The 20,865-nt window shown below is 67.1% G+C and carries 19 protein-coding genes and 2 pseudogenes; 6 read left to right on the top strand and 15 right to left on the bottom strand.

Annotation, left to right across the window (positions count from 1 at the left end):
• From RCH07_RS15340 to RCH07_RS15320, 5 genes and pseudogenes are all read right to left on the bottom strand, one after another.
• Positions 1-348 (bottom strand): annotated as a pseudogene (locus tag RCH07_RS15340) (HNH endonuclease signature motif containing protein); the annotation flags it as partial.
• Positions 349-497: 149 nt separating this feature from the next.
• Positions 498-1,232 (bottom strand): YqjF family protein, encoded by a 735-nt coding sequence (locus RCH07_RS15335; RefSeq protein ID WP_326968348.1) that lies wholly within the window; start codon positions 1,230-1,232, stop codon positions 498-500.
• A 13-nt stretch (positions 1,233-1,245) separates the two neighbouring features.
• Entirely contained in the window at positions 1,246-2,034 is a 789-nt protein-coding gene (locus tag RCH07_RS15330; protein WP_326968347.1) for an isocitrate lyase/PEP mutase family protein, read from the bottom strand.
• 40 nt (positions 2,035-2,074) lie between these two features.
• Complete coding sequence (locus tag RCH07_RS15325) at positions 2,075-2,464, bottom strand: DUF1622 domain-containing protein (RefSeq protein WP_326968346.1); 390 nt, start codon at positions 2,462-2,464, stop codon at positions 2,075-2,077.
• 98 nt (positions 2,465-2,562) lie between these two features.
• Complete coding sequence (locus RCH07_RS15320) at positions 2,563-3,537, bottom strand: NAD-dependent epimerase/dehydratase family protein (protein WP_326968345.1); 975 nt, start codon at positions 3,535-3,537, stop codon at positions 2,563-2,565.
• A gap of 223 nt (positions 3,538-3,760) precedes the next feature.
• Between RCH07_RS15320 and RCH07_RS15315 the strand changes: the two genes are divergently transcribed.
• Positions 3,761-4,702, top strand: a complete 942-nt coding sequence (locus RCH07_RS15315; RefSeq protein ID WP_326968344.1) for a ferritin-like domain-containing protein — start codon at positions 3,761-3,763, stop codon at positions 4,700-4,702.
• A gap of 184 nt (positions 4,703-4,886) precedes the next feature.
• Here the strand turns inward: RCH07_RS15315 and RCH07_RS15310 are convergent, their stop codons facing one another.
• Positions 4,887-5,786, bottom strand: coding sequence for an MSMEG_6728 family protein (locus RCH07_RS15310; protein ID WP_326968343.1), 900 nt, complete (start codon positions 5,784-5,786; stop codon positions 4,887-4,889).
• 144 nt (positions 5,787-5,930) lie between these two features.
• Between RCH07_RS15310 and RCH07_RS15305 the strand changes: the two genes are divergently transcribed.
• Complete coding sequence (locus RCH07_RS15305; RefSeq protein WP_326968342.1) at positions 5,931-6,515, top strand: hypothetical protein; 585 nt, start codon at positions 5,931-5,933, stop codon at positions 6,513-6,515.
• A gap of 144 nt (positions 6,516-6,659) precedes the next feature.
• On the opposite strand, the gene RCH07_RS15300 is transcribed toward RCH07_RS15305, so the two are convergent.
• Both RCH07_RS15300 and RCH07_RS15295 read right to left on the bottom strand, forming a co-directional pair.
• Positions 6,660-7,340 carry a transglycosylase family protein gene (locus tag RCH07_RS15300; RefSeq protein WP_326968341.1) on the bottom strand — a complete coding sequence of 227 codons (681 nt, stop codon included), beginning with the start codon at positions 7,338-7,340 and terminating at the stop codon, positions 6,660-6,662.
• A gap of 227 nt (positions 7,341-7,567) precedes the next feature.
• Positions 7,568-10,204, bottom strand: coding sequence for an excinuclease ABC subunit UvrA (locus RCH07_RS15295; protein ID WP_326968340.1), 2,637 nt, complete (start codon positions 10,202-10,204; stop codon positions 7,568-7,570).
• 48 nt (positions 10,205-10,252) lie between these two features.
• On the opposite strand from RCH07_RS15295, the gene RCH07_RS15290 reads away from it, so the two are divergent.
• Together RCH07_RS15290 and RCH07_RS15285 are read left to right on the top strand one after the other, a co-directional pair.
• Positions 10,253-11,341, top strand: a complete 1,089-nt coding sequence (locus tag RCH07_RS15290; protein WP_326968339.1) for an adenosine deaminase — start codon at positions 10,253-10,255, stop codon at positions 11,339-11,341.
• A gap of 230 nt (positions 11,342-11,571) precedes the next feature.
• Entirely contained in the window at positions 11,572-12,519 is a 948-nt protein-coding gene (locus RCH07_RS15285) for a pullulanase X25 domain-containing protein (protein ID WP_326968338.1), read from the top strand.
• A 592-nt stretch (positions 12,520-13,111) separates the two neighbouring features.
• Here the strand turns inward: RCH07_RS15285 and RCH07_RS15280 are convergent.
• The 5 genes and pseudogenes from RCH07_RS15280 to RCH07_RS15260 form a co-directional block, all read right to left on the bottom strand.
• On the bottom strand, positions 13,112-13,807 hold the full coding sequence (locus tag RCH07_RS15280; protein WP_326968336.1) for a DsbA family protein: 696 nt from the start codon (positions 13,805-13,807) through the stop codon (positions 13,112-13,114).
• The gene (locus tag RCH07_RS15275) at positions 13,807-14,733 is read right to left on the bottom strand and encodes a cation diffusion facilitator family transporter (protein WP_326968335.1); all 927 of its coding nucleotides are present in this window, start codon (positions 14,731-14,733) and stop codon (positions 13,807-13,809) included. Before RCH07_RS15275 ends, RCH07_RS15280 begins: the two co-directional genes overlap by 1 nt.
• Positions 14,734-14,782: 49 nt before the next feature.
• Positions 14,783-15,097, bottom strand: coding sequence for a hypothetical protein (locus RCH07_RS15270; RefSeq protein ID WP_326968334.1), 315 nt, complete (start codon positions 15,095-15,097; stop codon positions 14,783-14,785).
• 240 nt (positions 15,098-15,337) lie between these two features.
• Positions 15,338-16,054 (bottom strand): annotated as a pseudogene (locus tag RCH07_RS15265) (cation diffusion facilitator family transporter); the annotation flags it as partial.
• Positions 16,051-16,377 carry an ArsR/SmtB family transcription factor gene (locus RCH07_RS15260; RefSeq protein WP_326968333.1) on the bottom strand — a complete coding sequence of 109 codons (327 nt, stop codon included), beginning with the start codon at positions 16,375-16,377 and terminating at the stop codon, positions 16,051-16,053. The pseudogene RCH07_RS15265 and the gene RCH07_RS15260, both read right to left, overlap by 4 nt.
• 273 nt (positions 16,378-16,650) lie before the next feature.
• Here RCH07_RS15260 and RCH07_RS15255 point away from each other — a divergent pair, with 273 nt between their 5' ends.
• Positions 16,651-17,880 carry an MFS transporter gene (locus RCH07_RS15255; protein ID WP_326968332.1) on the top strand — a complete coding sequence of 410 codons (1,230 nt, stop codon included), beginning with the start codon at positions 16,651-16,653 and terminating at the stop codon, positions 17,878-17,880.
• A gap of 4 nt (positions 17,881-17,884) precedes the next feature.
• Positions 17,885-18,244: an ArsR/SmtB family transcription factor gene (locus RCH07_RS15250; protein WP_326968331.1), complete on the top strand. Its 360-nt coding sequence runs from the start codon at positions 17,885-17,887 to the stop codon at positions 18,242-18,244.
• A 188-nt stretch (positions 18,245-18,432) separates the two neighbouring features.
• Here RCH07_RS15250 and RCH07_RS15245 read toward each other — a convergent pair whose 3' ends face one another.
• Positions 18,433-19,692 carry a ZIP family metal transporter gene (locus RCH07_RS15245; protein ID WP_326968330.1) on the bottom strand — a complete coding sequence of 420 codons (1,260 nt, stop codon included), beginning with the start codon at positions 19,690-19,692 and terminating at the stop codon, positions 18,433-18,435.
• A complete protein-coding gene (locus RCH07_RS15240) occupies positions 19,689-20,837 on the bottom strand; it encodes a multicopper oxidase domain-containing protein (RefSeq protein WP_326968329.1) in 1,149 nt (382 codons plus the stop codon). Before RCH07_RS15240 ends, RCH07_RS15245 begins: the two co-directional genes overlap by 4 nt.
• Positions 20,838-20,865 lie beyond the last annotated feature (28 nt).

Below are 20,865 nucleotides of genomic sequence, written 5' to 3'. Positions count from 1 at the left end.
CGTATCTGCCGGGGTGTCGCGCCAGCCGGTGGTCCACGATGTGGTGCCTTTCACCGCGGAGGCGGGCTGCTTCCGGGTCCGGTCCACGGCGGCGGACGCCACGAGTTGCAGATATTCCACGGTCCGGGAGAGCTCTTCCACCTGCCCGGCGAAGTCCGCCGCTGTCCGGAATCCCCAGCCCCCCGCGTCGGCCACCGCCGTTGAAGCGACATCCCGGAGTACCGCAAGGGCGCTGTCCACGCCGGGCTGTTGGTCCAGGGAGGCGCCACGGAGTCCGGCCCGGATCCCGGTCCGGGCCGGGCCCGGATCCGTGTCCTTGAAAGGAATGAATTCCCCGACGGTTTCCATAACTCCACATTACTAAGGGGGTCCGACACGAAACTGACTCCGTGCCTGACGGGCATCTCCGGCGCCAGATCGCCCGCCCTGAGACAAAATCAGACCCCGCCGCCCAGGCGAAACAGATTCAGACCCCGCCGCCCCGCCCTAAAGCAAAATCAGGTCCCGCCGCCCAGCACCCGTGGCCGGCCAAACTGCGTGCGCACGCCGGGCGAGAACAGCACCGACTCGGGCGGCCCTTCCACAATGATCCCTGCTGCAGCGATGAGCTGGTCCTCCAGAACGGTCACCCGCGCCCGGTGCAGCGGCCACGCGCTGTGTGTGTTCGGAACGTAGAGCGTCTTGCCGCGGAAGCTGGTATGAAGTCCGAACCGGGCGGTGAGGTGGACGGACAGCGGATCGGTAGCTTCGGCGTCGGGCTCCGGGGCCACCGCGAAATCGCTCCGGGCACCTCGCCGAAATCGGCGCACCGAGTACCCGATGGAAGGGTCCGCCGGACTTGCTGCCCGGAAGTGGTCGCGCGACCACACATAGGGAATCCCGGCGGCCCGCGCAGCGAGCACCACAGCCAGCCGCGAGGCGTCCAGGCTGAGGAAGACTACACCCCGGGTGCCGTCCGGTTCCCGGGAGTAGAGGCGCACGTTGATCTCGTTGAAATTGCCGAAGTACGGAATCCCGGGCCCCTGGCCAAGTCCGGCGCCCTGCATGCGGAAACCGATCAGCCCCACCCAGGCGGATCCGTCGAAGACGTCCGGGACCACGCCCGGAGGCATGAACGACGCTGCCACGGCATCAGGGATGCGCCAGTGCAGAAAGACGGCATCCGTCCATCGCTGATCCATGATGATCGGGGCCGGAAGGCTGGGGGCGCTTGGCCAGGGGTCGAGACTCATCAGTTGTGCTCCATTAGTTCAGGGCCCGGGTTCCCTCCGGAAGCATCCCTCCGGCCAACAACGCCGTTGTGGCGTCAGCCAGGGCGGTCAGCGCCACGCGTTGGGTCCACGGGCCGTACGAGATGCGGGCGACGCCGAGTTCCTGGAGCCTGGCCGGGGCCAGGGAACCGGGCACATTGATGACGGAAACCTTGTTCCAGCCGATCCCCTCCACTAGCGCGGTGACGGTGGCCTCATCCAGCAGGCCCGGCACAAAAACGGTCGTTGCACCCACCTCGAGGAAAGCGCGGCCACGCTCGATGGCATCGGCCAGCACAGCCGCGGGGTCCCTGTCCTGGCCCTTCACGAAGGCGTCGGTACGGGCGTTGAGAACGAAGTCGATGCCCTCTGCCTCGGCTGCCCGCACCACGGAGCTCATCTGCGCCACGGCATCGCCGAGGGAACGCATCTGGTCCTCGATGTTGGCGCCGACGACGCCGGCACCAATGGCCTTGCGCACGGTCTCGCCGGGGTTTCCGTAGCCGGACTCGAGGTCGGCACTGACGGGGAGCGACGTCGCGTCGGAGATCAGCCGAATGGCGTCGATCATGTCTTCCAGCGGGATATTCTCGCCATCCGCATAGCCTAGCGATGCGGCGATGGAGTGGCTGGCTGTGGCCACGGCGCGGGCGCCGGGAATGTCAGCCACCACTTTCGTGGAAATCGCGTCCCAGACGTTGATGACCTGCAGGATGTCGGGCGCGTGGTGAAGGCGGAGCAGCTCGGTGGCTTTGGGGGCAAGAGAACGCACGTTTTCTGTCATTCCCCGAGCCTAGCCGGGGACGGCGTCACCTGGAAGGAATTCAGCTCGCCGCGGACGCGGTGAGGGCTGCATCGGGCTGATGCTGCCAGGGCCAGCGGCCGGTGATTTCCAGCTCAAGTGAGAAGCTCAGGAAGGTCCGGATGAGCACGATAATGGCCAGCACGCCGACGCTCTCAAAGGTGGGAGCGACGGCGACAGTCCGGATGATGTCGGCGGCCACAAGCAGTTCCAGCCCCAGCAGGATCGAGCGGCCCAGCAATTGCCGGTAGGAGCGGTACACGGACAGCGGGGCGGACCCCGCAGGCAGGCGCCGCGGCTGGAATCCGCGCATAGCCATCGGGATGGACACGACGGCGCCGATCACCATGACGGCCACGCCGGCGACATCCATATACCGGCCGGCCGCTTCAATAATCTGCTGCAAGTCCATTGTTTCCCTCACTGGAAGCTCGGTGGCTTTATGTCTGAAGCTGGTGTTGTCTGGGCCAGGTGTTGTCCGGACCGGGCAGGAACTGGCGTGCCGGACCCTTAGGCGTGCCGGACGCCCACGCCGGCGAGAATGGCGCGATAGCCTTCCCGGAAACTCGGGTACTGGAACTCCAGACCGGTGCCACGCAGCAGGGTGTTGCTGCAGCGTTTGTTGCCGCCCCGGGACGGCTCGCCTGTGCGGGTCGGCTCGCCCTTGGTCGGCCAGCCCTTGCGGGTCGGCTCGCCCGCGCGGGGAGGCTCGCCGCCGGTCGCTTGGACGGTTGAACCGTCAGCCCGGGTGCCGCTTTCCATTCGCGACGGCGGCTGCGGGAGTCCCAGCTCGGCGGCCAGGAAGCGCAGCACTTCGCCGAGCTGGGCCGGTTCATTGTCCACGCCCACGTACAAGGGGGCCGGCGTCCCGGACATGGTGCACAGCAGGACGATCGCGGCCGCGGCGTCGTCGCGGTGGATCCGGTTGGTGAAGCGCGATTCCGTCGGCATCACGGCCGCTCCACTGCGCACCTGGTCGATCAGCCGGGTCCGCCCGGGACCGTAGATTCCGCCGAGGCGCAGCACCACCGGCGTGATGCCGGTGCCGTGCAGGCGACTAGCCAGGAGTTCTTCCGCCTCGCGGATGATGCGGCCCGAGAACCCGGCGGGTTCCGGCATCGTGCTTTCGTCAATCCAGCCGCCGTCGGCGTCGCCGTACACCGCGGTGGAGGAGACGAACAGCACGCGCCGGACGGGCGCGGGGGAGGCCAGCACCGCGTCCAAAACGTTCGATACCCCGTCCACATAGGCGGCGCGGTAGGCATCCTCGGTGGGTGAGTCCGCTGCAATGGCGACGACGACGGCGGTGGTGTCCGCCGGGATGGGCGGCAGTTCGCCGGCGCTCAAGTCAGCCGCGGCGCCTTCGATGGCAGCCGGAAGTTTCCCCGGCGAACGCCGCCAGCCCACCACACGGTGGCCGGCGGCCGCAAAGCGCAGCCCGGCCTCGGTTCCCAGATCGCCGCAGCCGGCCAGAAGTACAGTCATGACGGCAAGTCTGCCAGCTTTCGGGCTCCGCTCCGGTCAGCCCTGAGCAAATCCTGGCGGGATCTTGTTTCCACCGGCCCGCTGGCGCAAGCCAATTCGAGTTCCGCGACCAAAGCCGTCGTCCCCCGTCAGATTTGCGGCGGGCTCTTCCGGCCGGCCCCCTGTGGGCGTATCCTCCGAATTGTCATGGTCTCAAAATCGCATTCATGACAGGAGAAAACCCATGTTCGACCAAAAATTCATTACCGATGCAATGAGCCGCAGCGCCGAAGACCCGATGGATCGGCGCATTTTGTTCCGCGCCGCCGGCATCGCAGGGATTGGCGGCGCCGCCGCGCTCCTCGCCAGCTCACCGGCGTATGCGTCCCGAGAGGACGAGGATTCCGGCAAGGGGCCCAGCGACGGGGCCATCCTGAACTTTGCCCTCAACCTCGAGTACCTCGAGGCCGAGTTCTACCTGCGGGCTGTGACCGGCCGCGGCCTGGACGACGGGCTCACGGACGGCAAGGGACGCAAGGGAGGTGTCACCGGTGGCGCGAAGGTACCGTTCAAGTCAGGCAGCCTGATCGAAAAATACGCCAAAGAAATAGCCGCCGATGAAGAAGCCCATGTGAAGTTCCTCCGCAGCGCACTGGGAAAAGCCGCTGTCTCCCGTCCCCAAATCGATCTGAACGCTAGCTTCACCGCCGCGGCAAGGGCCGCAGGCCTGATCAAGGCCGGCCAGACATTCAACCCTTTCGCCGACGAGACCAGCTTCCTCCTGGGTGCATTCATCTTCGAAGACGTCGGCGTGACCGCCTACAAAGGAGCCGCGCCGCTGATCGACAACAAAACCTACCTCGAAGCTGCCGCCGGCATCCTTGCCGTCGAGGCCTACCACGCCGGCATCATCCGGACCACCCTCTACGCCCTCGGACTGCAGATGCCCGCTAAGGCCATCTCCGATGCCCGGGACAGTCTGGACGGATCCACCGACCTCGACCAGGGTATCGGGACCAAAGATACCGCCAACCTCGTCCCCACCGACGCGAATGGCCTCGCCTTCAGCCGGAGCGCCGGTCAGGTCCTGAATATCGCCTATCTGACTCCCAAGGCAGTACGCGAAGGAGGGTTCTTCCCCAAGGGCGTCAACGGCGACATCAATACCAGCGCCGCCAGCTCCTAACACCAGCAAGACCGCCGGAATGCAGCGGTGGGTCTCTCGGCGTCGGGCAGTATTCGGCTCCGGGGCCGGGTGGCCGCCGCCGTTGTGCGCTTTTGTGGGCCGGCTGCCGGACGTCGTGGGCCGGCTGCCGCCGAAGCCTCACGACGGCGGCACCGGCCGCCCGCCGCCGTCGAACGCCAGCAGGCTACCGAGCCGGAATCGGGAAGAAGACCCGGGGATCCTGCAGCAGCGCCGGGTAGTCGAAGGCTGAGCGGTCAACGATTTCGTCGACTTGGAAGTTGCGCGCGAAATGGCCGTCCACGGTGATGGGCCGGCCTAGGACCTTGCCTACCGCGAAGGAGGTGCCGCCGGCGATCGGGATGGCCACCACGGAGTTGCCGGGAAGGGTGGTGAACGCTTCTTCCTGCTGTTGGCGCTTGCGCGTCGGCTTCTTGACGAGCTGCTTTGGTGGAAGCTTGCGCTGCTTCGCCGGGCGCCGGGCGCCGGAATCGGCGTAGACGAACTGGTACTCGTCGTCCTCGGCGGCGGCCTTCGCGCGACCCACAAGGGGCAGGCTGACGGTGTCCAGCTTCGCTGGGTCGGTGTCGCCAAGCGGCAGGCGGAGGACCCACATGCGCTCTCCGGCGGGATCCTCCGGCAGCAGGTCGAGCCTCGGCTCAGGCCAGACGTATTCGAGGTCCGGATCGGTGTCCGGGAACAACGCTGTGTAGAAGCGCGGGTCCTTGCCGATCAGCCGGGAGCGGTGGCTGAGGTGCAACTCAGGGTTTCCCAGCCACGGCGGCATCGGAATCTTGGCCGCATAGTCCGGGTGCGCGGCCTGGGGCGCGAACTCCATGATTTTCCCGCGCGTCGTGTCCTCGCCGCCGCGGGCCGTCCACTCGTCCACCATCGTGAGGCCGTAAAGCGTCAACGCGGGAACGTACCCCATCCACATCCGGATGGCGGGGTGCGACTGCCAGCCGTACTCCGGGATCACCAGCGCGCGGAGGACCTGCAGCGCTTCAACGCGCTGCTTGCCGAGCCGCGCGCGGTCCAGCACCGCGGCGCTCTGCTGAAAATCGGGGAAAGGGAGAAAGGTCTGCATCTCTCCAGTTTGGGGCCACGGAGCCAATGCGCCAATTGCACGGGATCACGGGTGAGCGTGTTCACATTCCGGAACGGGACGGACGGCCCTCGGCATCGGAGCGTAAACTGGCTCAAATACCCCTGCCGCCCGGAAGACACGTCCATGTCGAGTGAAGCAGTACCCGAAGATACAGCGCCGTCTGCGCCCAAGTACGGACAAATGCTGGGCCCGGAAGCCAACGGCATGCTGGTGCTGGAAGAATTCACGATCGATCCTGCGGCGGCGCGCCGGGAGCAACGCGGTTTCCCCCTGGCACTTGCCACCTTCGCGCTCACGATGCGACGCTTCCTCGCGTTCCGCCTCTTCATCGCCGTCGTCGCAATCGGCAACCTGCCGTTGTTCCTGCTCTCCAGCGGCTGGGAGATCTACGCCATTTCGCTGACGCTCGTGGTGGCGGTCCACGCAGCGATCTCCTGGCTGAACCGCCAAGAGCCGAAGATCCGTCAGCGGCGGATGCTGGAACTCCACCTGCACCGGGAGCAGAGCGCCAACTACCGCAAAGTCCGCGACGCCGTGAAGTACGTGATCGACGCCCCGGCCCGGATGAACGAGAGCCTCTACCTCGAACTCCTCGCCGCCAAGCGGGTGGCCCTGCACCTTGCCGTGGGCACCGTGGCCCTGCTGGACACCAGCGACGACGCCGCCTGGAAGGTTCGGATCGTCCGCGAAATTCCACGGGCCACCTGAGCCAGCGTCACGGACAGGATTTTCACCCAAAGGATATAGCCGACGCCGGAGCGACCCCGCAAGGGTTCGCTCCGGCGTCGTGGTTTCACCAGTGAGCCGCTGACCAGTCAGTAGCTGACCAGTGAGCCGCTACCAGCCCAGCCGCTAGGCGGGGAGTTGCAGCACCTGGCCGGGGAACACCAGATTCGGGTTGCTGATGGTCGAAGCGTTGGCGTCGGAGAGCAGCTGCCAGCCTCCGGCGATGTTGAGCTCCGCAGCGATCTTGCTCAGGGTGTCGCCGCTCTGGATTGTGTATGTCCGGCCGCTCAGGGTGACCGCCGCAACGTGTCGCGGTGCCGGAACGGCTGCCTTGGGCGCGGCGCTCCGGGCCGGCACCTTGGCCGCCGGGGCAGGCACAGCAGCAGCCGCCGGGGCCGGAACAGCAGCGGCTGCCTGCGGCCTGGCTGCGCTGGGCGGTGCTACTGCGCCGCCGGCCAGGCCCAACTTTGCGGCGCAGGCCGGCCACGCTCCCCAGCCCTGGCCGGCCTGCACCCTTACGGCGACAGCGATCTGCTGCTCACGGCTGGCATTCGCCGCAGACCCGGTTCCGCCATAGGCCGCCCATGTGCTGGGGCTGAATTGCAACCCGCCGGCGTAGCCGTTACCGATGTTGATGGCCCAGTTGCCGCTGCTTTCGCACTGGGCGAGGGAATCCCAGACGGACGCGGCGGCGGCGTTGGGGACAGCTGCGCTGGCGGCCGTGGCGGACAGCGCGACGCCGGCAATCGAGACAGCCGCGGCCGTGATGGCGCGGCGCGCGGCAGAGCGATGGATTGAATTGTTCATGGCGACACATGCTCCTGAGGGCCACCAGCGCTCGGCCCGTCCCCGGACGTTGTCACGCCACTGCCCGCCCCTGACAATTGAGGTCGTGTTCGGTGTCCGCCTGCCGGGCAGTGGCAGGTGGTGGCAGCACCGGGCATTCATGGCCCGGATTCCGGGCATGGCATCGAGGTTAATGCAGGCTCCCGCCGTTATCAAGACGTGATTTTTAAGGGATTCTCTGGTCCGGGTCAGTCCCGGACAACCGCAGCCAGGTACGGTGCGGTCCGGCTCGTCGTGGAACGCGCGACGGCGGCGGGCGTTCCGGCCGCCATGATCCTGCCGCCGGCGTCGCCACCGGCCGGGCCGAGATCGATCACCCAGTCCGCGGCGGCCACTACGTCCATCTCGTGCTCCACCACGATCACGGTGTTTCCGGAGTCGACGAGCCGGTGCAGCTGGGCCATGAGGAGTTCGACGTCGGCCGGGTGCAGCCCCGTGGTTGGCTCGTCCAGCAAATAGAGCGAGTGGCCGCGCTGGGCGCGCTGCAATTCGGTAGCGAGCTTGATCCGCTGCGCTTCGCCGCCGGAGAGTTCGGTGGCGGGCTGGCCTAGGCGGAGGTAGCCCAGACCAACCTCGCGTAGGGTCTGCAGGCTGCGCGCGGCGGCCGGGACCCCGGCCAGGAACTCGGCGGCGGCGTCAACTGTCATGCCGAGGACCTCCGCCACGTTCTTGCCGCGGTAGGTGACTTCGAGGGTTTCCGGGTTGTAACGCGAGCCGTGGCACTCGGGGCAGGGGCCATAGCTGCCGGGCAGGAACAACAGCTCGACAGCCACGAAGCCCTCGCCCTGGCAGGTTTCGCAGCGCCCGCCGGCCACGTTGAAGGAGAAGCGTCCGGCTCCGAAGCCCCGGGCCCTGGCCCCGTCCGTGGCGGCGAATTCCTTGCGGACCGCGTCGAAGAGGCCGGTGTAGGTAGCGAGATTGGACCGCGGGGTGCGGCCGATCGGCTTCTGGTCCACCTTCACGAGCCGGTCGATGTGGTCCAGGCCGGACACGGGTCCGACCGTCAGCGGCTCGCTGGATTCGCTCAACGCCTGCTCCTCCCCGGTCCAGGTGTCCGCCGCGTTGGTTCCGGCTTCCGGGTGCAGCCGGGCGCCGACCACCTCCGCCAGGACCTGGCTGACCAGGGTCGATTTGCCGGAACCGGAGACACCCGTGACGGCCGTCAATACCCCGAGCGGGAAGTTCGCGTCCAGCTCCCGCAGGTTGTGCCGGCTGATGTCGCGCAGCTCAAGCCAGCCCGACGCTTCCCGGCGGCCGCCGTCCCCCGGACCGGCGGCAAGGCCGCCGTCGTCGTTCTTCTCCCCCGTCCCGGCACCGCCGGAACCGCTGGCACCGCCGGAAGTACCAGTATCCGCGGCGTCGGGGAACAGGAACGGCCGGGTCACGGATGCCTCCACCTCGGCGAGGCCGGCCACGGGGCCGCTGTAGAGCACCTCGCCGCCGCCTTCACCGGCGTGCGGTCCGACGTCCACGAGCCAGTCGGCGCGGCGGACCACGTCCATGTTGTGCTCCACCACGAACACTGAGTTGCCGGCGGCCTTGAGCTGGTCCAGGACGGCCAGGAGGGGCTCGGCGTCGGCGGGGTGCAGGCCGGCGGAGGGCTCGTCCAGCACGTAGATCACGCCGAACAGGCCGGAGCGGAGCTGGGTGGCGATCCGGAGGCGCTGCATTTCGCCGGGGGAGAGCGTGGGTGTGGCGCGGCCCAAGGCCAGGTAGCCAAGGCCCAGATCCAGCAGCACCGTGACGCGCTGCAGGAGGTCGCGGGTGATGGCCACGGCCACCTCGTTGCTCTCACCCGAGGCCTGCTTGCGCGAGGCGGTACCGGCCTCCGTGAGTTCGGTGGTGGGGCGGATGATCTCGGCAAGCTCGGCCATCGGCACGGCGTTGAGCCCGGCGATGGTCCGGCCCGCGAAGGTCACGGCGAGGGCGGCGGGCGTCAGTCCGCTGCCGCCGCAGCGGGGGCACGGGCCGGTCTCCATGAAGCGCAGCACGCGGTCGCGCATGGTGGTGCTTTTGGAATCGGCGAGGGTGTGCAGCACATAGCTTTTGGCGCTCCAGAACCGGCCCTTGTACGGTTTGGCCACGCGGTCGCGCTGCGGGGTCACCTCCACTACGGGCTGTTCCTCGGTGAAGAGGATCCAGTCGCGGTGCTTCCTGGGCAGCTTGCGCCACGGTGTGTCGACGTCGTAGCCCAGGTGGGTGAGGATGTCGCGCAGGTTCTTGCCCTGCCAGGCGCCGGGCCAGGCCGCGATGGCACCGTCGCGGATGCTGAGCGAGGTATCCGGGACCAGTGATGACTCGGTGACGGTGTGCGCGATGCCGAGGCCATGGCAGACCGGGCAGGCACCGGCGGCGGTGTTGGGAGAGAAGGCATCCGAGTCGAGCTGGCCGGCGCCGTCGGGGTAGCTGCCGGCGCGCGAGAAGAGCATCCGCAGCGAGTTGGAGAGCGTGGTGACCGTGCCGACCGTGGACCGCGAGCTGGGCGTGCCGCGGCGCTGTTGGAGCGCGACGGCGGGAGGCAGCCCGGTGATCGTGTCCACCTTGGGGTTGTGGCCCTGTTGGATGAGCCGGCGGGCGTAGGGCGCCACGGATTCGAAGTAGCGGCGCTGGGCCTCGGCATAGATGGTGCCGAACGCCAGCGAGGACTTGCCCGAACCTGAGACGCCGGTGAAGGCGACGATCGCGTCGCGGGGGACGTCCACGTCCACGTTCCGCAGGTTGTTTTCCCGCGCGCCGCGGACCCGGACGAAGCCGTCCGCGGGGCCGTCCGGGGACAGGCCGGGGGGCGGGCCGGGCAGATCGGAAGCATGCTGATCACTGTGCATCCAATCGACTCTATCCGGGTCTGCCAGCCGCGGGCATATCCTTACCCAATGGAAACTAACGACGGCGACGCTGTTGCCGGCACCAAAGCAGCCCAGCCGTACCCGGAAGGCGGCGCGGCGCCGGAGCTCTTCGAGGTCCCGGAGGAGGTGCACGGCCCGCTTCCGGTTGCGGAGCTGCACCTGCACATCGAGGGAACGCTGGAACCGGAACTGATTTTCGCGCTCGCCGAGCGGAACGGGATCCAGCTGCCGTACGCGGACCTGGATGAGCTGCGCTCGCGGTACGAGTTCACGGATTTGCAGTCATTCCTGGACCTGTACTACGCCAACATGGCCGTGCTCCGGACCGAGCAGGACTTCGCCGACATGACCCGGTCCTACCTGACCCGGGCTGCACTCGCCGGGGTGCGGCACGCCGAGATCATGCTGGATCCGCAGGCGCATCTGTCCCGCGGGGTGTCGCTGGAGAACTGCGTTAACGGCGTCGCGTCGGTGCTGGCTACCTCCGTGGAGGAATTCGGCATCTCAACCCTGCTGATCGCCGCCTTCCTGCGGGATCTGTCCGAGGAATCCGCGCTGGAGGTGCTCGAAAAACTGCTGGCCATGAATGCGCCCATCGCCGGGATCGGGCTGGATTCGGCCGAGGTGGGCAACCCGCCGGCCAAGTTCGAGCGGCTCTTTGCCCGGGCCAACGAGGCCGGGCTGCACCGGATAGCGCACGCCGGCGAGGAGGGCCCGCCGTCGTACATCATTGATGCCCTGGACATCCTCGACGTCGAGCGGATCGACCACGGCATCCGCTGTATGGAGGACCCGGAGTTGGTGGAACGGCTGGTGAACGAGCTCACGCCGCTGACCGTGTGCCCGCTGTCCAACGTCCGGCTGCGGGCTGTGGACACACTGGCCGAGCATCCGCTGGCGGCAATGCTCGCGGCCGGGCTGAACGTCAGTGTGAATTCGGATGATCCCGCGTATTTCGGCGGGTACGTGGATGACAACTTCGCGCAGCTGAAATCGGTGATGGGCCTGTCCGAGTTCGACTGCGTGCGGATGGCGGCGAACTCGATCCGTTCCTCCTTCGCGAGCGAGGAACGCAAAACGGAGCTGCTGGCCGAACTGGCAGCATCCGGGCACTAACAGCATCAAGCAACGCGGGGTCACTTACGGCCCATTCTGAGGGCTGGGACGGGCCGTAAGTGACCCCGCGTTGTTTTCTACTGGCGGGTAGGGATGACTGGGCGTTCCTGCGACCTCCCGGCCGGACCGTAATAGTGGGTCACGACACACAAAGTTAACCGTTTCTACTCGCGAAAATGCACCCAACCTTGGCAAGATGCAGGTGGATCAATTGCTGCTAGAGGAGACCCATGGGCGCGAACACTGCGGAAAACACCAACCTTCGGCTGAAGGCCGTGCTGGACGTTCTTGCCGAGGGGGTATGGACGGGTGAGAAACTGAACGCCGGGGCGGTGCTGGGCGAGGCAATCGCACACGTTCCGCTCAACGAGTTTGAGCGCGAGCTGCTCAGCGGTGGAATTCCCCGCGGACACAAGACGCTGACCACTGCCACGGCGAAGCTGGTCAAGGCCGGCTGGCTGGTCAAGGGCCGTTCCGGCTGGAGCATCACCGACGACGGACAGCGTGCCACGGTCGCCTTCGCTGCGCCTGCAGCTTTTGCTGCAGCGCTCGACGCCGGAACTCCCGTCCCGGCCGGCACCCCGCTGCCGTCTGCGCCGGCTCCAAAGGCTGCTCCGAAGGCTGCCGCCGCGGCGGAAGCACCGTCGAAAGCTGATCCCAAGGTTTCCGGCAAGGCTGCCCCGAAGGCTGCTGCACCGTCGAAGGCCGCCAAGCTGGTCGAAGAGGCCGATGCCCCGGTCGCCAAGGGCGTACGCAAGCGCGCGGCCGCAGTCAAGGCCCCTGCCAAGGCTGCTGCGAAGGCACACGAGGCTGCCTCGGCTCCCGGCTCAGCCGCCGCCCCGGCTGCCGCCGCCGCCAGCGCCAGCGTCCAGACCATCGACCAGCCGGAGGCAGTCGCCGTCGTCGGTGATTTCAACGTCCTCCTGGGCGCGCCCGCCAATTGGGCACCGCAGTATGACGAAGTCCAGATGGAACTGGATCTCGTTGATCAGCTCTGGAAGCTCGCGGCTGATCTCCCAGCCGGTTTCTACAGCTTCAAGATCGCCCTCAACCGCTCCTGGGATGAGAACTTTGGCGCGTTCGGAGCCTTCGACGGCGCCAATCACGAGGTGCGCCACGGCGGCGGCCAACTGGTCATCCACTACGACCACCGCACGCGCGACATCATCCTGCCGTAGGCCCCGACGCGCAGTCTTCCCGACGCGCAGTCTTCCTGGCGACGCGCAAATGACCCTTCGACACCGGAATTCCCGTGTCGAGGGGGCATTTGCGTGTCGCGTAGGGCTTTGCGCGTCATGAGACGCGTGCCGTGGCCAGGCGTTTAGAACCGGGTCGGGTCAGGCCGCGGCGGAACCGGTCCCGGGTCGGGAATCGGCAGCGGACCGGGCATGGGAAACGGCCCGGGAGTTGGCGCGGGTCCCGGTGCCGGGATCGGCGCCGGAGGCGTCACCGGGCCGGGCTCCGGCGGAAACGGGTCGGGTTCGTAGGGTGGTGGAATGGTCATGCCGAGCTCCCTCGCTTGTCGTCGATCCGGCTGGTCGATCAGGGCTGACTGCTCCGGTGCGCGCGGTGTGCCGGGGCAGCGGCCCATGTGTCATTCTCCGACGCTGTCCCACGCATGTCCAAAGTCGGATCCGCAGATCGTTTTCCTCAACAAGGGACCATACGAATTTTACGACGGCGTTCGCATATCTGCCGTTCCGAGCCGGGAAAAGCTCCGTCCGCGCAGGCATTCAGCGCCCTGAGCGGGCACACCCTGGTCTGACGCTGCTAATTAGCGGCGTCGGCGAGTTTTAGGCGGAAGTCTGCCTCGGTACTCAGCGTCAGCTTTTTACCGTCGAGAAAGAACGTAGGGGTTCCTGTCACGCCCAGCGCTTTGCCGTCGGTGACGTCCTTGCGGATCCGGTCAATGGTCTGCTCATCCGCCACGGCATCGTCATACTTGCCCAGGTCCAGTCCCAGCTCCTGCGCGAAGGTCCTGAACAGCGGCGCCTGCGAATCCTGCTTTTCGCCCCACTGGGGCTGCGTCTCGAACATCTTGGCATACATTTGCTCATACTTGCCCTGTTGCGCAGCAGCTTCCACGGCCAGGGCCGCCGTGCCGGAGTTCCGGTGTCCGGGCAGGGGGAAGTATCGGTTCACGAAGGTGATCCGGTCACCGTACTCCTTCTTGAGTTCCTCCACGAGGGGCCGCGCTGCGCTGCAGGACTCGCATTCGAAGTCCAGAAACTCGACAAGCTGGGCCTTCTCCGTGACAGGTGAAGTAACCCGGTGGCTGTCGTCGCGGACAAGCTGCGCGTCTGCGGCGGGCTGCGGGGTAGGCGGTGCCGTCTTGGTCGCAGAAAAAACCGCGTACCAGAGCACTCCGGCGGCGACGATGACGCCGAGCAGGATCCAGATCACGAGGCGGGCTTTCTTCGCAGGGTCTTTCGGGGCGGAGGCGGTTTTTAGGGGTGTCTGAGTCATCAGTGCGGGATGCTTTCCTGGTCACGGTGGGCGGCGGGTTCGATTTGGAAGGTGGAATGTTCGACGCTGACGTCAAAATGTTCGGCAACGCAGCGCTGCAGATCCGCCAATATGGTGGCGGCGTGGCCATCCGTCATACAACTGTCCTCGACGGTCACGCGCGCCGAGAGGACCGGTGTGCCGGAGGCCACCAGGGAAGCGTGCAGGTCGTGGACGTCGATGACGTGAGGGAGTGCCAGGATGTGGTCGCGGACCTTGGCCATGTCCAGCCCCTGGGGCGCGTTCTCCATCAGGACGTTCACGGTGTCGCGCAGCAGCTTGAGCGTGCGGGGGATGATGAGGACGCCGATGAACAGCGACACGACGGCGTCAGCCTGGACCCAGCCGGTCACAGCGATAATGATCGCCGCGACGATCACAGCCACGGACCCCAGCGCATCGTTGAGCACTTCCAGGAACGCGGCCTTCATATTGAAGTTGTGGTTCCGGCCGGACGCAATGACGATCAGCCCGACGACGTTCCCGGCGAGACCGATGATGCCGAACCAGAGCATCGCGTCTCCGCCGACCTCCGGAGGCTCGAAGAGGCGGCGGATCCCCTCGACGATGACGAAGCCGCAGACGCCGAGCAGCAGGGCTGCCTGGCCCGCCGCGGTGACGATTTCGGCCCGCTTGTAACCCCACGTCCGTTTCGGAGTGGCCGGTTTCAGTGCCAGCGACGCGGCGATGAATGCGATCAGCAGCCCGGTGGAATCCGTGAACATGTGGCCGGCATCGGCTAGGAGCGCGAGGCTGCCGGTGAGGCTCGAACCGATGATTTCCGCGATCATGACCGTGAATGTGATCGCGAAGACGATGATCAGTTTGCCGCGGTTACCGGGTCCGGAGGCGCCGGCAGCTCCATGGCCGAGGTCATGACCACTCATGCGCGTGTCTCCAAGTCCTGGGTGTCGGAGGGATCAAGCGGTTGACAGCTCACGCCGAGGAGCCGGGGGCACGGACTGCGGTGCGCAACAACTCGACGGAAGGAAGTCCTGTCACGCCGTTCCCTGTGCGGTAGAGGCGGCAGCTCAGGGCCGGTGCGGAATCCGCAGGAATCAGGTCATTTCCCCCAGCGATGAACGACGGGGAGCCGTGGAACTGGAGCTCCTCGGCCTCGCGCTCGGAGGATATCTCACGGACGGTCACGTGTTCTGCGTGGAACCCTTCTGCCGCCAGGACGGCACGGAATAATTCAAGGGCCGGGACGGCGTTCGGGCAGCCCGGAATGGTGCGCAGTTCGAAGTCCATGACTCAGGCGTCCCTGTGAGCCGAGCCCGAGCTGCGGCCCGAGTCCGGGCCCAGACCCGAGCCCGGGCCGAGGCTCACGGTGACGGCCTGAGGTTCCCGGCTGGAAGCACAGCCCGGGCAACAGGAGGACCGCTCACCCCCCACCTCAGGGTTTTTCGTGGCTGCCGATGATGAGTCCTGAATGACCGTGCCGCGGCCGTGGTCTGCAACGGTGGCGGGGGCGGGGGCCGGGTCTGTGCCCGGGCCGGGCGCCGGTACAGGGGCCGGGGCCTGGCAGCAGTCGTCCGCTTCGGCGTCGTCGGTTGCCGCCGCCTGCGGGTCTGCATTCTGGGGAACGGTGCAGCAGACGTCGCCCTTCCATGCGCTGACGCCTTCGCGGACGGCGATCACGGCGATGACCAGGGCTGCGCCGGCGTCGGCCCACCACCAGCCCAAGGTGCTGTTCAGCACCAGCCCGACCAGCAGGACGGCGGAGAGGTAGGTGCACAACAGCGTCTGTTTGGAGTCGGCCACCGCCGTCCGGGAGCCGAGTTCGCGCCCTGCCCGGCGCTGCAGCCAGGACAGCACAGGCATGATGGCCAGGCTCAGGGCCGCGATCACGATGCCCGGCGTGGAATGACGTGCCGCACCGCCGCCGGCCAGGGAGGTTACGGAGTCAAGGATGACAAAGGCGGCGAGGGCGAAGAAGGAGATGGCGATGATCCGCAGGGTGAGGTGCTCGCGCCGTTCGGGGTCCCTGGCGGCAAACTGCCAGGACAGGGCGACGGCGGACGCCACCTCGATCACGGAGTCCAAGCCGAAGCCGATGAGCGCGGACGAGTCGGCGGCGCTGCCGGCCCACAGCGCCACGACGGCCTCAACAATGTTGTAGCTGATGGTCGCGGCGGCAAAGATCCGGATGCGCCGGCTGAGTACGGCGCGGCGCACGGGGCTGGGCGCCAACTGGAGCGCCGTCATGCCGGGCACGTCCCGTCGGGGGCGCAGCAGGCCGGGTCCACGGCCAGCACGACGCCGATCAGGTCACCGATCGCGTGGCCCAGCCGCGCATCCGCGAGCTCGTACCGGCTCCGGCGGCCATCCGGAACGGCCACCACCAGTCCGCAGCCACGAAGGCACGTCAGATGGTTGGACATGCTCTGCCGTGACACGTTAAGGGAATCGGCGAGGTCCGACGGGTAGGCGGGCGCGTCAGCGAGGGCCAGCAGGATCCGGGCCCTGGTGGGATCGGACACGGCGAAGCCGAACCGGGCCAGCACCGGGGCGTGGGTGAGGGTTTCCATGACTCTAAAGTACATGCAGGAATGTACTCAGGCAATTGTGTACTGTCGTGGCGGGCTCCGTATCCGGGCTCCACTGTCCGAGCCTCGAGACCCCGGGCCTGGTGGGTGGCCGGAACGACTGGCCCGGATATTGGCATCCCGGCCGGCGCCGGGATATTGCCGGCCGTTCGGGTTGGTGAACGGGGGCAGCGGAGATCGTTGCGCGGGAAATGGGTTACTGTAAGTGCATACGTAAGCACCTATTGAATTGTCAAGCCGATCCGAGGAGTCCCGTTGCTTGAAGTCCTGGCCGTTCCGGCCTACCGGAAGCTCTTTTCGGCGCAGATCGTGGCCCTGCTCGGCACCGGTCTCCTCACGGTGGCACTGGGCCTGCTGGCCTTTGACCTCGCTGGCGGACAGGCCGGCGCCGTTCTCGGCACAGCCCTGACGATCAAAATGCTGGCCTATGTCTTCATTGCTCCCCTGATGGCGGCCCTGGTGGAGAGGCTGCCCAAAAAGGCCGTACTGGTCGGCGCGGACCTGATCCGCGCGGGCATCGCGCTGATGCTGCCGATGGTGGACCAGGCATGGCAGATCTATGTATTGGTCTTTGTGCTGCAGAGCGCTTCGGCTACCTTCACTCCGGCCTTCCAGGCACTAATCCCGGTGGTACTGCCCGATGAGCGGCACTACACGCGGGCCCTGTCACTCTCCCGTCTGGCGTACGACCTCGAATCCCTGGTCAGCCCGGCCCTGGCGGCGGCGCTGCTGACGGTGCTGTCCTTCCACGAGCTGTTCCTGGGAACCGTGGCCGGGTTCCTGCTCTCGGCGGCGCTGGTCGTCACCACCAGGCTGCCCGCTGCGGATGCTGCGCCGCTGGAGGGGAGCCTGTGGCACCGCACCACCCTGGGCGCCCGGATATTTGCCGGCACCCCGGAATTGCGCGGGCTCATGGCCCTGAACCTCGCCGTGGCCGCCGCCACAGCCCTGGTGCTGGTCAACACCGTGGTCTACGCTCGGGAGCTCTTCGGCGGGTCCAACACCGACGTCGCCATCGCTCTGGCCTGCTTCGGCGCCGGGTCCATGGTCGTAGCCCTTACGGCCCCCCGGATTCTGGACCGTCTGCCGGACCGGGCCTTCATGCGGGCAGGGGCCGTGCTGCTCTCCCTCGGCCTGGCCGGGGCGTTCCTGCTGCTCACTGTGTCCGGGCCCTGGCCTGTACTGCTGGGCCTGTGGGTAGTCCTGGGCGCCGGCACGTCGATGATAAACACACCCGCGGCCCGGCTGCTGCGCCGCGCCGCGACAGACAGTACGCGGTCCTACATCTTCACCGCCCAGTTCTCCCTTTCCCACGCCTGCTACATCATCACCTACCCCGTGGCCGGCTGGATCGGCGCCGCTGCCGGCCAGCCCGCCGCGGCCGCTATCCTCGCGGCGATGGCTACACTCAGTACCGTGGCGGCCCTGAGATTCTGGCCCGCAACATCCCGGACCGGTTCAGCGCCGGCAACCACGAAAGGGTGATCGGGTGGACAGCATCAAACGCAGCACGGCACCCAGCCTGCACCACCCCGGGGCACCCGACACCCGGCGGCTCGGGACCGCCACCGCCACGTTCCGGATGCTCTCGGACCCTACCCGCCTGCATATCCTCTGGCTCCTTACCCAGGAACCCTCCGATGTGACGTCCCTGGTGGAGCGCACCGGGGCGTCCCGGACCTCCGTCAGCCAGCACCTGGCCAAGCTGCGCTTCAGCGGACTGGTCACCACCCAAAAAGAGAGCCGCCGCGTCGTTTACAGCATCGCCGACGGACACTTGAGCCGCCTCGTCATCGAGGGCCTGAACCACGCCGACCACAAAGTCACCGGCGAACCCACCCACGGCTGACCCCACGACGACTGCCCCCAACGACTGACTCCACCACTGACCCGCCGACGACTGCCCCCAATCGACTGACCCCCGCGCCGACCCCCTGCGCCCGACCCGCCGACGATGCGGCCGACGTGCGCATCCTGCTGCGGGGTCACCGGCAAACCGAAGGTCCAGTGCGGACGCTATGCCGGGCCACTCCGTGCCTAGGCCCGGACCAGCAGCCCCGTCACAAACATCACGGCCAGTCCAAGGATGATGCCGAGGTTGGTGAGCGCGGTGAAGGTCTTCCCCTGCCCATCCTTCAGCAGGGGAAGGAGTTTGACCGCAACCTGGACCACCGCTCCGGCGCCGACGCCCAACAGGAACGCCGACAGGGCGGGCTGGAAGACAGCGGATCCGACGACGGCGCCGGCCACGGCGGGTGCCCCGGCGATGAGTCCGAGGGCAACAAGCCGGCCGAGTCCGGGCGGTTCCTTGGCGAGCGGGGTGACGATCGCCAAGCCCTCGGTGGTGTTGTGGATGGCAAAACCGACAATCAGTGAGGCGCCCAGAGCGAGGGAACCGACAGCGTAGGCGGAGCCGATGGCGAGTCCTTCGCCGAAGTTATGGAGCCCGATTCCGATGGCGATCAGCAGTGCCAGGCGTCGCGGGGGAAGAGCCTCCGGCCGGCCGGTATCGCCGATCTTCTGGTGTCGGCGCATCCAGGCGTCCGTTCCTTCCAGCACCAGATAGGAGGTCAGGGCGCCGAGGAATACCACCATGGTCCCGCCGAAGGCGCCGTTGTTGGCCACGAGTTCCACGGCTTCCAGGGTCGCGTCGAGGGCCAGGAAGGCGAGCAGCCCCACTGTGACTCCCAGCAGCACCCGGATCCACGCTGCGGAGGAGCGGCGCACAAACGGCATCCACAGCATCCCCAGGGCTACCGGGATCACGCCGACGTAGACGCCGAGGAGCGTCATGAGCCCGAAAAATTGGCTGCCGCGTTCCGGGCTCGGGGCCGCCGCTGCGATGTCCGCCAGGATCTTGCCGCCGCTGGAGGTCACGAGGGCGATCTCGTAGGGATCGCCGTCTACCCAGTTGTAGTCGATGGCAAGGGTGGAGGACTCCAGCGGCGCCATGATGTCGCGGGACTGGGTGAACATTGCGTAGTAGTCAGAGACGTTCACCTGGGCGATAGTGACGGGGTCCGGGCCCTCGTTGCGGACCGTGACGGAGATCTGGCCGGGCGTCAGCCGGATGTTCTCAACGGCGATCTCTTCCCTGGGCGGAACGCCGTCGGACAGTTTGGCGAGCCCCGGCGCATTCAAGAGTGAAAACAGGCCTAGCAGGACCGCGATCAGGACCAGCGGCCCGAGCCCAAGCAGCCAGCGGGGGGCTTGCGGCCGCCCGCGCGCGGGTGCGGGTGCCGCCGTCGTGGGTGCCGCCGTCGTGGTTTGAGCCGTTGTGGTGTCTTTGGCCGTCATGATGCGATCACCTCGAAGAATCCCATCCAGCCCAGCTCGGCGAACTCGGTTTTGTGGGCGTGAAACATGAATTTTCCCGGGTAGGGAAAGCGGAGTTCCACGATGCCGCGCTGGCCCTGGACCTGGGAGATAGTGTCCGTGTACTCGCTGGGCGTCAGCATGGTCCCGGTGGGGTAGTAGTGGAAGAAGTTGCCGTGCACGTGGAACGAGTTGATGGGATCGTATTCCAGGACGTTGATCAGGTGGATGCGCACCAGTTCGTGCTGCGCGACCTTGACCGGAAAGTCCATGAAGTGGAACGGGAGGCCGTTGACGGAGTAGAACTCATTGTCATCCCCGCCGTCGGTGTTGTAGCCGTTCATGACCATCACCATCTCGTCGTCGGCCTTTGGCCGGCCCTCGCTGGGTTCGATGATGAAGCCGCCGTAGAGGCCTTTCGCAATGTGCGGAGCCAGCGGTGACTGGTGGCAGTGGTACAGGTGCGTGCCGAACGGCGTGGCATCGAATTCATAGGTGAAGCGTTGCCCGGGGGCAATGGATCCCGCGCCGATTCCCGGCGTGCCGTCCATGGTGGCGCGGTGGATGCCGTGGAAGTGGATGGTGTGCGGGTGTGCTCCGGAGTTCGTAAAGTGGATGCGCAGAGCGTCCCCCTCCCGCGCCCACAGCGTCGGCCCGGGGATGCGGCCGTTGTAGCTCCAGCCCTTGAAGATGATGCCGGGGGCGATTTCGAAGTCCTTGTCCACCGCTACGATGTCCCATTCGCGCAGTGTCCGGCCGTCCGGCAGGGTGCTGGTCCTGCCGCGGTCAAAGTCGCGCAGGATCGCCGTGGGGTCGATGCCGGCGAGCTCCGGCAGAACGGACCCGCCCGCAAAGCCGGCATGACCGGCATGGTTGGTCACTGCCGTGGGACTCGTCCCGAGCGTCCCGCCGCCCGAATCTCCGCCCGCCGTCGTATTGGGGCCCGACGGCGGGGCCGCCCCGCCGCCGTTTGCCGCTCCGCCGCCGTTTGCCGCTCCGCCGTGCTGGCCATGACCGTCCGACGCCTGCGGCCGAAGGGCGGAAATGGCCGGGACCGCGGCAAACGCGGCGGCGCCGGACAGCATGGACCGCCTGCTCGGTAACTGTTCCGAGGGCGTTTTCGGCATGCCCATCCCCATTGATTCATGAAGCAAA

It is taken from the genome of Arthrobacter sp. CG_A4 (genome assembly GCF_035985125.1).
In the GTDB taxonomy this organism is placed as follows: Bacteria; Actinomycetota; Actinomycetes; order Actinomycetales; family Micrococcaceae; genus Arthrobacter.
Note: the sequence above shows the minus strand (reverse complement) of the source record. Positions and strands in the feature narration are given on the sequence as shown.

Coding starts and splice junctions, on each gene's coding strand:
- RCH07_RS15330 (WP_326968347.1), bottom strand. CDS start 2,034: ATGACAGAAAACGTGCGTTCTCTTGCCCCCAAAGCCACCGAGCTGCTC.
- RCH07_RS15285 (WP_326968338.1), top strand. CDS start 11,572: ATGGGCGCGAACACTGCGGAAAACACCAACCTTCGGCTGAAGGCCGTG.
- RCH07_RS15245 (WP_326968330.1), bottom strand. CDS start 19,692: ATGACGGCCAAAGACACCACAACGGCTCAAACCACGACGGCGGCACCC.
- RCH07_RS15275 (WP_326968335.1), bottom strand. CDS start 14,733: ATGAGTGGTCATGACCTCGGCCATGGAGCTGCCGGCGCCTCCGGACCC.
- RCH07_RS15280 (WP_326968336.1), bottom strand. CDS start 13,807: ATGACTCAGACACCCCTAAAAACCGCCTCCGCCCCGAAAGACCCTGCG.
- RCH07_RS15270 (WP_326968334.1), bottom strand. CDS start 15,097: ATGGACTTCGAACTGCGCACCATTCCGGGCTGCCCGAACGCCGTCCCG.
- RCH07_RS15325 (WP_326968346.1), bottom strand. CDS start 2,464: ATGGACTTGCAGCAGATTATTGAAGCGGCCGGCCGGTATATGGATGTC.
- RCH07_RS15240 (WP_326968329.1), bottom strand. CDS start 20,837: ATGCCGAAAACGCCCTCGGAACAGTTACCGAGCAGGCGGTCCATGCTG.
- RCH07_RS15295 (WP_326968340.1), bottom strand. CDS start 10,204: ATGCACAGTGATCAGCATGCTTCCGATCTGCCCGGCCCGCCCCCCGGC.
- RCH07_RS15310 (WP_326968343.1), bottom strand. CDS start 5,786: ATGCAGACCTTTCTCCCTTTCCCCGATTTTCAGCAGAGCGCCGCGGTG.
- RCH07_RS15335 (WP_326968348.1), bottom strand. CDS start 1,232: ATGAGTCTCGACCCCTGGCCAAGCGCCCCCAGCCTTCCGGCCCCGATC.
- RCH07_RS15305 (WP_326968342.1), top strand. CDS start 5,931: ATGTCGAGTGAAGCAGTACCCGAAGATACAGCGCCGTCTGCGCCCAAG.
- RCH07_RS15260 (WP_326968333.1), bottom strand. CDS start 16,377: ATGGAAACCCTCACCCACGCCCCGGTGCTGGCCCGGTTCGGCTTCGCC.
- RCH07_RS15320 (WP_326968345.1), bottom strand. CDS start 3,537: ATGACTGTACTTCTGGCCGGCTGCGGCGATCTGGGAACCGAGGCCGGG.
- RCH07_RS15300 (WP_326968341.1), bottom strand. CDS start 7,340: ATGAACAATTCAATCCATCGCTCTGCCGCGCGCCGCGCCATCACGGCC.
- RCH07_RS15290 (WP_326968339.1), top strand. CDS start 10,253: ATGGAAACTAACGACGGCGACGCTGTTGCCGGCACCAAAGCAGCCCAG.
- RCH07_RS15315 (WP_326968344.1), top strand. CDS start 3,761: ATGTTCGACCAAAAATTCATTACCGATGCAATGAGCCGCAGCGCCGAA.